The 14542-nt window shown below is 73.5% G+C and carries 14 protein-coding genes; 8 read left to right on the plus strand and 6 right to left on the minus strand.

The window, feature by feature from the left end:
* Positions 1 to 509 precede the first annotated feature (509 nt).
* The 3 genes from IEZ12_RS35555 (at position 510) to IEZ12_RS35565 (ending at position 3559) form a co-directional block, all read left to right on the plus strand.
* Positions 510 to 1274 carry a lytic transglycosylase domain-containing protein gene (locus tag IEZ12_RS35555; protein WP_189278302.1) on the plus strand — a complete coding sequence of 255 codons (765 nt, stop codon included), beginning with the start codon at positions 510 to 512 and terminating at the stop codon, positions 1272 to 1274.
* Positions 1275 to 1517: 243 nt separating this feature from the next.
* Entirely contained in the window at positions 1518 to 2516 is a 999-nt protein-coding gene (locus IEZ12_RS35560; protein ID WP_189278304.1) for a glycosyltransferase family 2 protein, read from the plus strand.
* Between the two features lie 233 nt (positions 2517 to 2749).
* Entirely contained in the window at positions 2750 to 3559 is an 810-nt protein-coding gene (locus tag IEZ12_RS35565) for a hypothetical protein (protein WP_189278306.1), read from the plus strand.
* A gap of 25 nt (positions 3560 to 3584) precedes the next feature.
* Here IEZ12_RS35565 and IEZ12_RS35570 read toward each other — a convergent pair whose 3' ends face one another.
* On the minus strand, positions 3585 to 3899 hold the full coding sequence (locus tag IEZ12_RS35570; protein WP_229848607.1) for a hypothetical protein: 315 nt from the start codon (positions 3897 to 3899) through the stop codon (positions 3585 to 3587).
* A 148-nt stretch (positions 3900 to 4047) separates the two neighbouring features.
* On the opposite strand from IEZ12_RS35570, the gene IEZ12_RS35575 reads away from it, so the two are divergent.
* Complete coding sequence (locus IEZ12_RS35575; protein ID WP_189278309.1) at positions 4048 to 5046, plus strand: Gfo/Idh/MocA family protein; 999 nt, start codon at positions 4048 to 4050, stop codon at positions 5044 to 5046.
* Between the two features lie 70 nt (positions 5047 to 5116).
* On the plus strand, positions 5117 to 5560 hold the full coding sequence (locus IEZ12_RS35580; RefSeq protein ID WP_189278311.1) for a hypothetical protein: 444 nt from the start codon (positions 5117 to 5119) through the stop codon (positions 5558 to 5560).
* A 10-nt stretch (positions 5561 to 5570) separates the two neighbouring features.
* Here the strand turns inward: IEZ12_RS35580 and IEZ12_RS35585 are convergent, their stop codons facing one another.
* Entirely contained in the window at positions 5571 to 8444 is a 2874-nt protein-coding gene (locus IEZ12_RS35585; RefSeq protein ID WP_189278313.1) for an FAD-binding and (Fe-S)-binding domain-containing protein, read from the minus strand.
* A gap of 172 nt (positions 8445 to 8616) precedes the next feature.
* Positions 8617 to 9723 carry a PP2C family protein-serine/threonine phosphatase gene (locus IEZ12_RS35590; protein WP_229848608.1) on the minus strand — a complete coding sequence of 369 codons (1107 nt, stop codon included), beginning with the start codon at positions 9721 to 9723 and terminating at the stop codon, positions 8617 to 8619.
* Positions 9724 to 9827: 104 nt separating this feature from the next.
* On the opposite strand from IEZ12_RS35590, the gene IEZ12_RS35595 reads away from it, so the two are divergent.
* Both IEZ12_RS35595 and IEZ12_RS35600 read left to right on the plus strand, forming a co-directional pair.
* Complete coding sequence (locus IEZ12_RS35595; protein ID WP_189278315.1) at positions 9828 to 10292, plus strand: PaaI family thioesterase; 465 nt, start codon at positions 9828 to 9830, stop codon at positions 10290 to 10292.
* Positions 10293 to 10418: 126 nt separating this feature from the next.
* Positions 10419 to 11312: an SGNH/GDSL hydrolase family protein gene (locus IEZ12_RS35600; RefSeq protein ID WP_189278317.1), complete on the plus strand. Its 894-nt coding sequence runs from the start codon at positions 10419 to 10421 to the stop codon at positions 11310 to 11312.
* Positions 11313 to 11475: 163 nt separating this feature from the next.
* Here IEZ12_RS35600 and IEZ12_RS35605 read toward each other — a convergent pair whose 3' ends face one another.
* Complete coding sequence (locus IEZ12_RS35605; protein WP_189278319.1) at positions 11476 to 11895, minus strand: CBS domain-containing protein; 420 nt, start codon at positions 11893 to 11895, stop codon at positions 11476 to 11478.
* Between the two features lie 121 nt (positions 11896 to 12016).
* Positions 12017 to 13021 carry a slipin family protein gene (locus IEZ12_RS35610; RefSeq protein ID WP_189278322.1) on the minus strand — a complete coding sequence of 335 codons (1005 nt, stop codon included), beginning with the start codon at positions 13019 to 13021 and terminating at the stop codon, positions 12017 to 12019.
* A 144-nt stretch (positions 13022 to 13165) separates the two neighbouring features.
* Between IEZ12_RS35610 and IEZ12_RS35615 the strand changes: the two genes are divergently transcribed.
* A complete protein-coding gene (locus IEZ12_RS35615) occupies positions 13166 to 13930 on the plus strand; it encodes a uracil-DNA glycosylase (protein ID WP_189278324.1) in 765 nt (254 codons plus the stop codon).
* A 5-nt stretch (positions 13931 to 13935) separates the two neighbouring features.
* Here the strand turns inward: IEZ12_RS35615 and IEZ12_RS35620 are convergent, their stop codons facing one another.
* Entirely contained in the window at positions 13936 to 14460 is a 525-nt protein-coding gene (locus IEZ12_RS35620) for a hypothetical protein (protein ID WP_189278326.1), read from the minus strand.
* Positions 14461 to 14542: the final 82 nt, after the last annotated feature.

A 14542-nucleotide genomic window follows, 5' to 3' on the forward strand; every position in this document is an offset into this window, starting at 1 on the left:
CGTTGTGATCCACCGGGCGTGGCCGGGCGGGTGCGGGGTGTGCCCGGGCGCGTTCGGTTCCTGTGAGCCCTCCCACATCGCGGGGGGCTTCTACGGTCCTCGATAGTGGGTGGGTCGAGGCGCCGGTCGGGTGGCGCTCGCGGCTCGCTGCCCGACCATCGAAGGCTACCGCAACTTCGCAGGTCAGCGGCAATCCGCTGGCCGTCGGACGACCGTCCCGCCGAGCCCGTCGCAGGGCGGCCCGGGGCGGTCCGCGGCCCGGGCGCCGGTGCCCCGGCTACTACGGGCCATAGTTTCCGGGCTTTTTGGGCCACTCTCCGTGATCTGCCAAGAATGTTCCCCGTCCGCCGGGCGGTCCGGCCGGTTGTCCCGGCCACTGCCCTGCTGCCACGTTCGACCGACTGCCGCGCTGCGCCGTGCCCCCACGGCGGCGCGGCGGGTGCCGTGCGTGCCGGTCGGCGGGCCGCCGTGTCCACCCGGCCGTCCGGCCCGTACCAGAAGAGATCGCCATGCCGAAGCACCGCACGCCCAGCCTTTCGGGGAAGTTCCGCCGTCACCGCCGCGCGGTGGTGACGGGTGTGGCGACGCTCGTGGTCGCGGGCGCCTCGGCGCTGGCCGTCGCCCTGCCGCAGCACTCGACCCCGGCCGAGGCCGCCGCGAGGCCCGCGTCGGCGAGCGACCAGCAGCTCGCGGCGGACGCCCTGGCTTCGCAGGCCGCCGTCGAGGCGAGCGCGAGCGCCAGTGCAAGCGCCAGTGCCAGCGCCAGTGCGAGCGCGCAGGCCGAGGCGGAGGCGAAGGCCCGGGCGGAGGCCGAGGCGAGCGCCAGTGCGAGTGCGCAGGCCGAGGCGAGCGCCAGTGCGCAGGCCAAGGCGTCGGCGGAGGCGAAGGCACGGGCGGAGGCGGCGTCCCGGGATCAGCAGCGCCAGGCGCTGCCGACCGGCAAGCCGGCCGCTTCCGCGTCCGCGTCGCCGCTCGCGAAGACGTACAGCGGGACGCCGCAGCAGATCGCGGCGCAGATCGTGCCGGCCGGGCAGCTGCAGTGCTTCAACAACATCGTGGAGCGCGAGAGCGGCTGGGACGTGCACGCGACCAACGCGTCCTCGGGTGCGTACGGGCTGATGCAGGCGCTGCCGGGTTCGAAGATGGCGTCGGTGGGCGTGGACTGGCGGGACAACCCGGCGACCCAGATCAAGTGGGGGCTGCAGTACATGAACCAGACGTACGGCAGCCCGTGTGCGGCGTGGTCGTTCTGGCAGTCGCACAACTGGTACTGAGGGCTGCGGTTCGACCCTCCGGGGAGGTTCGGCACGGTGTGTGCGCAGCTCCACCACCATGCGTACATCTGACGATACGTCAGCAAGTCACGGCGTTCCGCCCTCTATCCGGACATTTCATCGCACGGTCGTGTTCATTTGGTGAAGATTAAGAGAACTTCCCGCCTCTACTGTCCGGAATGGCCACTTTCGAGCGGCTTCCGACCTTTGCCTGAGGCTGTCCCCGCCCCTAGCCTCCCGCCCATGGCCCCACCACTGATCACCGTCGTGCTCCCCGCCTACGACGAGCAGGAACAACTGAAGGAGTGTCTCGACTCCCTGCTCGGACAGTCGTTCCGCGAGTTCGAGATCATCGTGGTCCGGACGCCCTCCCCGCACTGCCCGGAGGAGCGGCTGGTGGAGGCGTACGAGCTGCGCGACGCCCGGGTGCGGGTGCTGCGGCTGGACACGGAGCCCGGCATCGGGCAGGCCCGGATGGCCGGCGCGACGCACGCGCGCGGCGACTACCTGCTGTTCCTGGACTCCGATCACCTGCTGCCGGCGGACGCGTTCGAGGCGATGGCGGCCCGGCTCGCCGAGACCGGCGAGGTCGACCTGCTGCTGTTCGGCCACAACCGCGAGTACCGGGGCAAGGTGTGGCCGGGCAACGCGGCCGAGCTGCTGGCCGCCGCCGGGCCGGAGGTGTTCACCCTGAACGAGCACCCGGAACTGTTCGGCGCGCCGCCGCTGATCTGGGACCGGCTGGTACGCAACGGCGCCGTCCCGACCTTCCCGGACGGGTTCTACGAGGAGGTCCCGGCGGTGCACCGCTCGCTGCTGTCCGCCTCCCGGATCGCGGTGCTGGACCGCGAGTGCGTCACCATCCGCCGCCGCCACACCCTGCACCCGGAGGGCAGCGAGGGCGCGAGCCACTTCGACCTGTTCGACCGCTACGAGAGCACCTTCGAGCTGTTGGACACGCAGCCCGCCGAGGCCCCGTCGGTCAACCCCGAGGTGCGGACGCACCTGTTCACCCGGATGGTCCGCCACTACCTGTTCGTCTACGACCTGCCGGGAACGCTGACCCGCGCCGAGCGCCCGCAGTTCTTCCAGCGTGCCGCCGAGCACTACAAGCGCTTCCTCCCGGAGGGCTACCGGCGCCCCGACGGCCGCGAGGGCATCAAGTTCTCCCTGCTGGCGTCGAATTCGTACACCACCTTCGAGGTCGCCAAGTTCTCCCGCCTGTCGGGCGTGCGCCGCTGACACCCCGCCGGCCGACGCTTCCCCGCGCTCCGTGGCGGGTACACGCTCCGGTAGAGGCCCGCGGCATCGGGCCGTCCGCGCCACGGGTGGGTGCCATCTCACGTTCTGCCCGGGGGTCCTGACGAACTGTCGGGCCCGTCCGGACGGTAGAGTCCCTCCCCGCGACCGGCTCTGCCGCGCCACCTCCGTGCACCGTCTGCCGTGCACCACCGGACCGGAAGGCGAACTCCTCGATGACTCCCCCTGTCTCCCCGACGGCCGACCCCGCTCCGAGCCCCGCCCCGGACCCGTTCGCCGGCGACGGCGGCCCCACGCCGGGGCAGGTCGCCCCGCTCCCGCCCCAGCAGCAGATGGCCGGCTGGGCGGTCCTGCTGCTCGGCCTGATGCTGCTGGCCGAGGCGTTCATCTGCGTGGCCGCGCTGATCAGCGTCTGGACTCCGCTCACCACGCTGACCGCCGAACGCGCCCCGACCGGCGCCCCGGAGCTGTGGACGGTCTTCGGCCTCGGCCCGTGGCACCTGACCTCCAACACCGCGATGCTGATCGCCGTCCTGGCGGCCAGCGGACTCGGCAGCTTCGTGCACGCCGCGACGTCCTTCGCCACCTACGCGGGCAACCGCCAGCTGCTGCCCAGCTGGCTGCCCTGGTACCTGCTGCGCACGGCGATCGGCGGAGCGCTCGCGCTGCTGGTCTACTTCCTGCTGCGCGGCGGCCTGTTCGCCAACGGCACCGACGGCACCGCCACCAACCCGTACGGCTTCGCCGGGATCGCCGGCCTCTGCGGCCTCTTCTCCAAGCAGGCCACTGACAAGCTCCGCGAGATCTTCGACACCGTCCTCACCACCCGCGACGGGGCGGGCGACGACGAACGCGACGACAAGATCCAGCCCACGGCCCCGACGTCACCCACCGGGGCCCCCACGCCCGCCAACCCCGCCACGCCCGAGCCGCCCACCGCCGGTTCCGGCAGCGCTCCCGCCGAGCCGCAGCCGGCCGCAGCCACCATTCCCCGGCAGGCCGCCAAGGCGATCGAATCCGCCTGATTTCACCGCGAGTTGCCGAGACCGGTCAGTGCGCGGCGCCGCCCTGGCCGGTCGCCGCGGTGCCGCGAAGGCGCGCGTCCCGCAGGGGCGGGCGGTCGATCAGCTCGACGTACACGATGCGGTCGTCCATCACGTCCAGGACGACCGTGCCACTCGTCGCGGGCAGCGGAAGGCAGCGGTGGCCCGGGCCGTACGGCCGGCCCGGCGAGTGCGGGGCGGTGCGGAGGCTCCGGCAGAAGTCGTCGCCGCAGTCGCACTGCGCGACCAGGCGCAACTCGCTTGCACCGGCGGCCAGTTCCGACTCGCCCTCGGCCTCCAGCAGGGCCGCCGGCTCGTCCACGAGCTCCGGGAGGACATCCCGGAGCAGGGGGTGTTCGGATGCCGTGCCGCCGAGGTAGCCGCCGCCGGTCCGCCGTCCCCACCGAATTCCAGTGCGCGGGTGGATAGGCTGGGCGGGCCCGTACGTCGCGCCGTTGCGAAGGACTCCCGTGCAGCCGATCACCGACCGCCCGATCCGCTGGGGCATTCTCGCCACCGGCGGCATCGCCCGCTCCTTCGTCGAGGACCTGGCCGCCGTGCCCGGCGCGCAGGCCTTCGCGGTGGCGTCCCGCCGGGAGGAGTCCGCCCGGGCGTTCGCCGAGCGCCACAACATCGGCAGGGCGTACGGGAGTTGGCAGGAGCTCGCGGTCGACCCCGAGGTCGACGTGGTGTACGTGGCCACCCCGCACGCGGCGCACTTCGCCGCGGCGAAGCTGCTCCTGGAGGCGGGGAAGGCGGTGCTGTGCGAGAAGCCGTTCACGCTGAACGCCGGGCAGAGCGCCGAGCTGGTGGCGCTGGCCCGCAAGCACGAGGTCTTCCTGATGGAAGCGATGTGGACCTACCTCGACCCGTCCGTCCGCCGGATCACCGAGCTGATCGCCGACGGCGCGATCGGCGAAGTGCGGTCCGTCCGGGCCGAGTTCGGCGTTGTCGCCCCCACCGACCCGCACCACCGCCTGTGGGACCCGACAGCCGGCGGCGGCGCGCTGCTGGACCTCGGCGTCTACCCGGTCGCCTTCGCCCACCTGCTGCTCGGCGAGCCGGAGAGCATTCAGGCCCGCGCCCGCCTCACCGACGGCGGCGTGGACGCGCACACCGCCCTCCTGCTCGGCCACCGCAACGGCGCGACCTCCCAGCTCTCCTGCTCGCTCGACACCCAGTGCGCCCAACGCGCCTCCGTTCAAGGCGACTTGGGCCACATCGAGATCGAGCGCGACTTCTTCCACCCGACCGGTTTCACCCTCCACCGCGACGGCAGCGCCCCCGAGACCTTCCACGCCCCGCCCGCCGACGGCCACGGCTACGGTCTGGAAGCCGCCGAAGTGATGCACTGCCTGCGCACCGGCGCCACCGAATCCCCCCTCGTCCCCCTCGACGGCACCCTCGCCGTCATGCGCACCCTGGACGCGGCACGGGAACGAATCGGCGTGCGCTACCCGGGCGAGTGAGCGCGCTGGTCGAGGCCTCGCGGGTCCGTTGCGGCGCCGTCCGGTCGGCCGTGCGACGTAGTCTCGTGCCGTGACCGACGAGCACGCGAGGATCGACGCCCACCGGAACCGCTGCACGAACGCGGCCCTGGCGCTGCAGTCCTGTCTCGACCACTTCATCGAACGCGTCTCGCTGGACGAGTCCTACGAGGACGGCAAGGCCAACACGCTGGACGTGTGGCTGCGCGAGGGGCCGTCGACGCCCGATGTGGTGATCTCGCTGGCGGGTCTTCGCTCGGTCCGCCCTTGGCAACCCGATCCGTTGCCCTCCTGCATCGACGGAATCTCCCTCACCCACCTGCCGGAGCTGCCGCTGCCCTGGCCGGCCGAGGCGGCGGGTCGGCTCGACCGCACCGAGGACCTGCCGGGGCTGGTCTGGCTGCGGATCGCCGGGCCGCTCGAAATCGACGCTGTCGCCTCGATCGTGACGGTCTACCGGGCCCCGAGCGACGATGCGGCCGCCGTGCTCCGCTGACCGCCTCGGCCTACCCGGGCGCGTGGTCGGGCCCCTCCGCCTGCTCGAACGCGCGGAGCAGGACTTCGGCGAGGTGCAACGGTCGGGCGGACGGCTCCAGTTGGGTGAGTTGGGTGCGGCAGCTGAGGCCGTCCGCGAGCAGCAGGGTGTCCGGGGCGGCGGCGCGGACGGCGGGGAGCAGGGCGCGTTCGGCGGCGGCGATCGACACCTCGTAGTGGCCGCGTTCGAAGCCGAAGGCGCCGGCCAGTCCGCAGCAGCCGGCGTCGAGTTGGCGGTTGGCCAGGCCGAGGCGGGCGGTGAGGCGTTGGTCGGCGGCGGTGCCGAGGACGGCGTGCTGGTGGCAGTGCACCTGGGTCATCGCCGCTCCGGCCAGCTGCGGCAGGGGGACTTCGCGTTCGTCCAGGAACTCGGCCAACGTACGTACCCGGCTGGGGAGTTCGAGCGGGCCGTCGAGGAGCTTCGGCCAGTCGCCGCGGAGGGTGGCGGTGCAGGACGGCTCCAGGCCGACCACTGGCAGCTCGGGCGGCAGGTGGCGCAGGGTGCGCCGGATCACCCGCCGGGCCAGGCCGAGTTGGCCGCTCGCGATCAGGGTGAGCCCGCAGCACACGGGCCCGGTCGGGAGCTGCACCCGGAAGCCGAGCCGTTCCAGGACCTGGACGGCCGCCACCGCCGGTGCGGGGTCGAGGAGTTCGGACATCGAGTCGGGCCACAGCAGCACGGCGGGGGCGGCCGGGTCGGCGGGGTGGGCGGCACGGTGTTCGCGGAACCAGGAGGAGAAACGGCGCTCCGGGAGGGCGGGGAGGGCGCGCCGGGCGTCGATGCCGCCGAGGCGTTTGAGCAGGGTCCCGCTGATCCGGCCGCGCAGGGCGGCGTTCGCGGCGCGGGGCGCGAGATGGGCCAGCCGGAGCCACAACGGCAGCAGGCCGAACGAGTAGTGGGCGGCCGGTCGGGGCCTGAACCGGTAGTGGTGGTACAGGAATTCGGACCGGTAGGTGGCCATGTCGACCTGGACCGGGCAGTCGCTCGCGCAGCCCTTGCAGCCCAGGCAGAGGTCGAGTGCCTCGCGGACTTCCGGCGAGCGCCAGCCGTCGGTGACGAGTTCGCCGCGCAGCATCTCGCCCAGCAGCCGGGCCCGGCCGCGGGTGGAGTGCCGTTCCTCCTCGGTCACCATGTAGCTCGGGCACATCACCCCGCCGGCGGTGTCCACGCACTTGCCGACGCCCACGCAGCGGTGCACCGCGTTCAGCAGGCTGCCGCCGTCCTGCGGGTAGGCCAGGGTGAGCGGCAACTCCCGTCCGGGGAAGCGCAGATCGGCGTCCAGCGGGCGCGGGTCGACCAGCAGTCCGGGGTTGAGCAGGCCGTCCGGGTCCCAGATCCGCTTGAACCGGGCGAACAGGTCGATCACCTCCGGCGGGTACATCCGGGGCAGCAGTTCGGCCCGGGCCTGCCCGTCGCCGTGCTCGCCGGACAGCGAACCCCCGTGCGCCACCACCAGATCCGCCGCCTCGACGAGGAACTCCCGCATCGCCTGCGGCCGTTCGCGCACCGGGAATTCGAGACGCAGGTGCACGCACCCCTCACCGAAGTGCCCGTACGGCACCCCGTGCAGGCCGTACCGCTTCAGCAGGGTCCGCAACTGCCGCAGGTACGAGCCGAGTTGCTCGACCGGGACGGCCGAGTCCTCCCAGCCGGGCCAGGCCGCGCCGCCGGGTGCGCCGTCCGGGCCCGGGGGCAGGCGGGTGACGATGCCGGCGCCGGCCTCCCGGATCGACCACAGCGCGCGCTGCTCGGCCGGGTCGGCGAGCACGGCGACCGTCGCGGTGCGCTCCCGCCGTACCGCGTCGGCGAGTTGGCGGGCCCGGTCGACGGCCTCGGCGGCGGTGGCGCCGCCGGTCTCCAGGAACAGCCAGCACGCGCCGTCGGGCAGCCGGTCGAGCACGGGTGGGCGGGGCCCGGCCGCGAGCAGTGCGGCGATCAGGTCGGCGGCCATTCCCTCGCAGGTCAGCGGGCCGAGCGGGAGCAGCGCGGGCACCGCGTCGGCGGCGGCCGTCTCGTCCGGGTAGCCCGCCACCACCAGTGCGCGGAACGGCGGTTCGGGCACCAGTCGGACGGTGGCGCCGAGCAGCAGGGCGCACGTCCCCTCGGTGCCGGTGACCGCCCGCACCAGGTCGTGGCCGCGTTCCGGGAGCAGCGCGTCCAGCGGGTAGCCCGAGCCGCGCCGCGGCAGGGTCGGCATGGCGCGGCGCAGCAGTGCCAGGTGGTCGGTGGCGAGGGCCTGCAACTCCCGGTGCAGGCGGCCGAGTCGGCCGGGAGCGGCGGCGAGGGCGGCCCGTTCGGCGGGCGACAGCGGGCCGGTGGCGGTCAGTTCGGTACCGTCGGCGAGCAGCAGGTCCAGGCTGTGCAGGTTGTCGGAGGTGCGGCCCCAGGCGAGGGAGTGCGAGCCGCAGGCGTCGTTGCCGATCATTCCGCCGAGCGTGCACCGGCTGCGGGTGGACGGGTCCGGTCCGAACCGCAGCCCGAACGGCCGGGCGGCGCGCTGGAGTTCGTCGAGGACGGTGCCGGGTTCGACCCGCGCGGTACGGGCGTCCGGGTCGACCGCCAGGACCTTGCCGAGGTGCCGCCGGAAGTCCAGGACCACCGCGCCGGGCCCGATCGCCTGCCCGCCGATGCTGGTCCCCGACCCGCGCGCCACCACCGGCGCCCCGTGCTCCCGGCACACGGCCAGCGCCGCCCGCACGTCGTCGGTGTCGGCCGGTTTCACCACCCCGCGCGGCACCTGCCGGTAGTTGGACGCGTCCTGCCCGTACACGGCGCGCTCGGCCGGGTCGAAGCGGACCTCGCCGCGGACGGCGGCGGCGAGGGCGCGGGCGAGATCTGAGGCCATGGCCCCGATCATTCCAGCCGGGGTGTCCGGCGTCCGGCGCGAGCGGCGAACGGCGGGTCGGGGCGACGTGCTGTCCGAGCGGGCGACCGGCGGGTCGGGGAGGTGTCCGCCCACGGCCGCCCGCTCGGACGCGCCCCGTCGGCGCGAGTGCGGCCGGCCCGGGCTGCGCGCGTCAGGCCTCCCGGCCGACGGCGACCAGCGCCGCGTCGTCCGGCAGTCGGCCGCCGACGTGGGCGAGCAGGTCGCGGCGGAGGCGGTCGAGGAGGTCCCGGGGCGAGGCGGCGGGGGTGAGCTGGGCGGCACGGGCGGGCAGGGGGTAGAAGACGGCGTCGCGGTCGCGGGCCTCGGTGACGCCGTCGGTGTAGAGCAGCAGGGTGCTGCCGGGCGGGAAGGCGAACTCCTCGGTGCGGCGCTCGACGGGGGCGAGGTCGCCCATGCCCAGCGGGGGTCCGGAGCGGGGCAGCGGGAGCAGGTGGGCGCCGCCGCCGGGGGTGAGCAGCAGGGGCGGTGGGTGTCCGCAGTCCGCGAGCCGGATCACGGGGTGGTCGTCGGGCAGGTCGAGCACCAGCGCGGTGGCGAAGTTCTCCCGGACGTCCTGGCCGGCGTCGGCGATCTCGGCGAGGTGGCGCTGGTAGGAGGCCTCCAGGGCGTCGGCCAGGCGGGCCGGGTCCTCGTGCCGGTGGGCGAGTTCGCGGAATGCACCGAGCAACGCGGCGGCATCGCCGACGGCGGCCAGGCCCTTGCCGCGGACGTCGCCGATCAGCAGCCGGGTGGCGGATCCGGTGCGTACGGCCGCGTACAGATCGCCGCCGACGTTCGCTTCGTCGTCGGCGGCGAGGTAGCGGGTGGCGATCCGCAGCGGGCCGGCGTGTTCGGGCAGCGGGCGCATCAGGACGCCCTGGACGGCGTCGGAGACGGTGCGGACCTGGGTGAGTTCGCGCCCGTGGCGTTCGCGGACCCGGCAGAAGGCGACGATGAGGACGGTGACCAGCGCGAGGGCGCCGATCTGGGCCTGGTGGTTGGGGGTGAACAGGCCGCCGTGGAACTGGGCGATGAGGATCTGCGCGACCACCGCGAGGGCGCCGACCAGGGCGGTCAGCCGGGCGCCCGCGAACGACGCGGTGATCGCGGGGGCGACCACCAGCAGCGGGCCGAGGTGGATGTCCGGGGAGATCAGGATGTCGGTGACGGAGATCAGCACGATCAGGCCGAGCGGCAGCAGCACCATCAGGTGCCCGGTGCGCCACTCGCTCCGCAGTTCCGCCAGACTCCGCCGCACTCCCACCCCACCACCATGCCTCGCGCCCGGTCCGTCCACGACCCGGTGGACGCTCCGCGCCCGGGGTATGGCCGTGCGTCACGGGCGGCCTCTACGATCACGCCATGACGACCTCCCCGAACGCCGTACCCGCCGCCGGCGCCGCTCCCGCGAAGGGCCTGTCGCCCGCCGAGGGCGACCTGATCCTCGCCGACCGTTTCGCGCCGTGGGTGCAGGCGCTGGGGCTGACGGTGGTGGAGACCGGGGAGCGGCACGCGGTGCTGCGGCTGCCCTGGTCGGACCAGCTGGCCCGGGACGGCGGCGGCCTGTCCGGGCAGGCGATGATGGCGGCCGCCGACACGGCGACGGTCGTCGCGGTGTCCTCCGCGCTGGGCGGCTTCGCGCCGATGACCACCGTCCAGCAGTCGATCACCTTCCAACGTGCGGCCCGCGACACCGATCTGCTGGTGACGGCGCGGCTGACCAAGCTGGGTCGGCGCATCGCGTTCGCGGAGATCACCCTCGCCACGCCGGACGCCCCGGACGACCCGGTCGCGCACGCCACCACCGTCTACGCCTTCCCGGGCTGAGCGCCGCGCCCGACGGCCCCGCCGGAACCGGCGGACGAGGTGCGTGCACACCTCTGTTCCCGAATGCCTACCGGGCAGTAGCCTCCTCTGATCCGTCTGATCGCGATCATTCGCCCTGGAGGCTCCATGCGCCCGATCCCCCGCCGCCGCACGCTCGTTGCGACCGCGCTCGCCGCTCTGACGCTCGCCGGCGCGGCGGCCGTTCCGGCTTCGGCGGCGCCGGGCGGGCAGCACGCCACCGCGTACTACCTGGCGGTCGGCGACTCGCTGGCGGCCGGCTACCAGTCCACGCCGACCGGTGGCCACATCGTGGGGCGCGGCTACGCCCAGGACCTGGCGCGGACGCTGGGCGAGCGGGCGGCGGACGACCGCCGGCCGTTCGAGTTCACCGACCTGGGCTGCCCGGGCGAGACCACCGGCACCATGGCGAACGGCGGCTGCCCGTACCCGCACTCCTTCGGCGGCTCCCAACTGGAGGCGGCGGTCGCCTACTTGAAGGCGCACTGGAAGGACGAGGTGCTGGTCACCATCGACATCGGCGCCAACGACGTGCAGCGCTGCGCGGCGGGCGGCTCGCTGGACCTGCCGTGCGCGCTGAACGGCATCGAGCAGGTCCGCACCGGGCTGGACCGGATCCTCGGCGAGCTGCAGGCGGCGGCCGGCCCGCACACCCGGATCGTCGGCATGAACCTGTACGACCCGTTCCTGGCCGCCTGGATGACGGGCGACCGGGGCAAGGCGATGGCCACCGCGTCGGTGCCGCTGGCGAACACGCTGAACTCGGTGATCGAGACGGTGGACGCCCGTCACCGCGTCCCGACCGCCGACGTGGCGCGGGCGTTCGACACCGACTCCTTCGCGCCGCTGGTGCCCCTGGGCGGTCAGCAGGTGCCGCTGAACGTGGCCCGGGTCATGCAGTGGACCAACATGGCGCGCGGCGACATCCACGCCAACGACGCGGGCTACCAGGTGATCGCGGACGCGTTCCTCGCCAAGCTGCCCAAGCAGTACCTGCACTGACGCACCGTCACCTCGTCGCTACTCCGCCGCACCGCGTCCCGGCTCCGGCCGGGAACCGGGTGCGGCCGGGAACCGGGTGCGGCCGGGAACCGGGTGCGGCCGGGAACCGGGTGCGGCCGGGAACCGGGTGCGGCGGGGTGCCGATCCTCGGAGCTCCGAAGGCTCAGCGGGTGATGGCGGTGACGAACTCCGCCAGCCGCTCCTGCGGCAGGTGCCGGGCGATGTCGGCCTCGCTGATCATGCCGACGAGCTGGTGGTCGGGGTGGTTGATCACCGGCAGCCGGCGCACCCGGTGGTCCTCCATCACCTCCAGCACCAGGCTCGCGTCCTCGTCCTCCTCGATCACCATCGGGCGACCGAGGGCGAGTTCGACGCACTTGACGCCGCTGGGGTCGCGCCCGTCGGCGACGCACCTGAGCACGATGTCCCGGTCGGTGACGATGCCCAGCAGTTTCATGTTCTCGTCGCAGATGGGCAGCGCGCCGACGTCGCGTTCGCGCATGATCCGGGCGGCGTCGGCGAGGGTCTGTTCACCGGTGACGCACTGCGCTCCCGGGTGCATGATCTCTTTCGCGGTGGTCATGGCCGGACCTCCCGAGCTGGTTGTGTCCACTGGCCGTCTTCCATGCTGGCCCTGTCGGCGGACCGCCCGCCACCGCTGGCCGCACCCGCCCGCCGCGCGGCCACCCGCCCCGTCCGGCCGGTCACGCCGCGTGCCGCGGAGCCGCGTCCGGCGGAGCGGCGCCCGGCGGCGTCACGCCCCGCGGCGGGACGTCCCGTGGCGCGGCATGGCGTGGTGTCACGCTCAACGGTCGCTCCGGCGGCCCGACTTCCGCGGCCGGAGCGACCTGTGGCAGCTCCAGCTGCTCGACGTCCGGCGCCGGCTCGGCGTCCTCCTCGGTCTCGGCGAGCTGCGCCGCGACCTCGGTGGCCTCGACGGCCTGCGCGGCGTTGCGCTCGGTGGAGCTCTCCAGGAAGCGCAGCAGCTCCACCGGGAACGGCAGCACCAGGGTGGAGTTCTTCTCCGCGGCGACCTCCACCACGGTCTGCAGCAGCCGCAGTTGCAGCGCGGCCGGGGTCGCGGACATCACCTTCGCGGCCTCCGACAGGCGCGCGGACGCCTGGAACTCGCCGTCGGCGGTGATGATCCGGGCCCGCCGCTCCCGGTCCGCCTCGGCCTGCCGGGCCATCGAGCGCTTCATCGACTCGGGCAGCGCCACGTCCTTGATCTCGACCCGGTCGATCTGGACGCCCCAACCCAGTGCGGGGCTGTCCAGCATCAGCTCCAGGCCCTGGTTGATCGGCTCGCGGTTGGCCAGCAGGTCGTCCAGTTCGCTCTTGCCGATGATCGACCGCAGTGAGGTCTGCGCGACCTGCGACATCGCGAAGTTGTAATCCTGTACGTTGATGATCGCCTTCACCGGGTCGACCACCTTGAAGTACACCACCGCATCGACCCGGACGGTCACGTTGTCCCGGGTGATGCCTTCCTGCGCGGGCACCGGCATCGTGATGATCTGCACGTTCACCCGGCGCAGCCGGTCGGCGATCGGCACGATCCGCACCAGCCCCGGCGTCCGTATCTCGTCCAGCACCCGGCCGAACCGGAACACCACCCCGAGCTGGTACTGCTGAACCATGCGCACGCTCAGCCCGGCGAGCAGCGCCAGCAGCAGCACCAGCGCAATCACCACGTCGACCACGATCATCGCCGTCACCTCGACCCGTACGGCAGGCAGACTCGTACTTCCACGCTACTCCGAAGCGGCAGCGGCGACACGAAACGGAAAGCGCTTTCCGGTTGCGAATCGCCGCTCCGCCGTCCGACCGGTGCGCGCCCGTAGGATCGGGCCATGGAACTGCCCTCCACGCTGGTCGAACGGGTCCACGGACTGGCCGAGCTGGACGACTTGGTGGTCGGCTGCCGGGCCTGTCCGCGGCTGGTCGCGTGGCGGGAGGAAGCGGCCCGGGTGAAGCGCCGGGCATTCCGGGGACAGGACTACTGGGCGCGTCCGATCCCCGGTTTCGGGCCGGCCGACGCCCGCCTGGTGCTGGTCGGACTCGCCCCCGCCGCGCACGGCGGAAACCGCACGGGCCGGATCTTCACCGGCGACCCGTCCGGCGATCTGCTGTACGCCTCGCTGCACCGGCTCGGTCTGGCCTCCCAGCCGCAGTCCACCTGGCGGAACGACGGCCTCGAACTGTTCGGCGTGCGGATCACCGACCCGGTCCGCTGCGCCCCGCCGGAGAACAGGCCGACCAGCGCGGAGCGCGACACCTGCCGCCCCTGGATCGTCCGGGAGTTCGAGTACCTGCGCCCGACCGTGCGCGCCGTGGTCGCCCTCGGCGGCTTCGCCTGGCAGGCGGTCCTCCCGGCCCTCGGCGCTGCGGGCTGGCAGATCCCCCGCCCACGGCCGACGTTCGGCCACGGCGCGCACGCCGCCCTCCCCGCCACCGACGGCGGTCCCGCCCTGCACCTGTACGGCTGCTTCCACGTCAGCCCGCGCAACACCTACACCGGCCGACTCACCCCCGCCATGGTGGACGACCTCCTCCGCACCGCCGCCGCCACGGCAGGCCTGAACCCGACCCGCCCTCCTGACGATCCGTCAGGTTGAAGATCTCAGCGCCCCTGACGACCGATCAGCAGACGGCCGAGTCCGCGCACCACCCGGTCGAACACGCCGTGCAGGGCCTCGGGCCGGATCGCGTGCGCCAGACACAGCCAGGGCGTGGCGGCGGCGAACACGGCCAGCGGCCAGCCGAGCCACGGCGACGGCAGGGCCAACCCCACGTAGCCGGCGACGCCGACTCCCGCGATCAGAAGGGCGAACGCGGGCAGGTGCACGCCGGGGCGGTAGCGGCGCCAGGCATGCACGTTCTCCCGGTGGTCGACCAGGATGATCGGCGTGAAGAGCAGGCCGAACCCCCCGAGGACCAGGATCCACACCAGCCCGAGCCCGTCCACCGCCGTCTCGCGGTCGACGTGGACGCCCAACTCCGGTGCGGCCGGCGCAAATCGGACGCCGATCGACTCGCCGGCGTACGGCCTGCCACGGGTCTCCACCGGGATAGTGACGGTGCGCCGACCGCTCTCATACGGCACCTCCAGCTCGACGGTGGTGCGGTAGACCTGACGGCGGTTCACCCGCCCTAGGGCGCGTATCGGATTGTGATCAATCTGCGAGTTTCTGTCTCGCAGCGGGGTCTGGTCCGGTAGACCGTTCTTC

Source organism: Kitasatospora griseola (assembly GCF_014648555.1).
In the GTDB taxonomy this organism is placed as follows: Bacteria; Actinomycetota; Actinomycetes; order Streptomycetales; family Streptomycetaceae; genus Kitasatospora; species Kitasatospora griseola.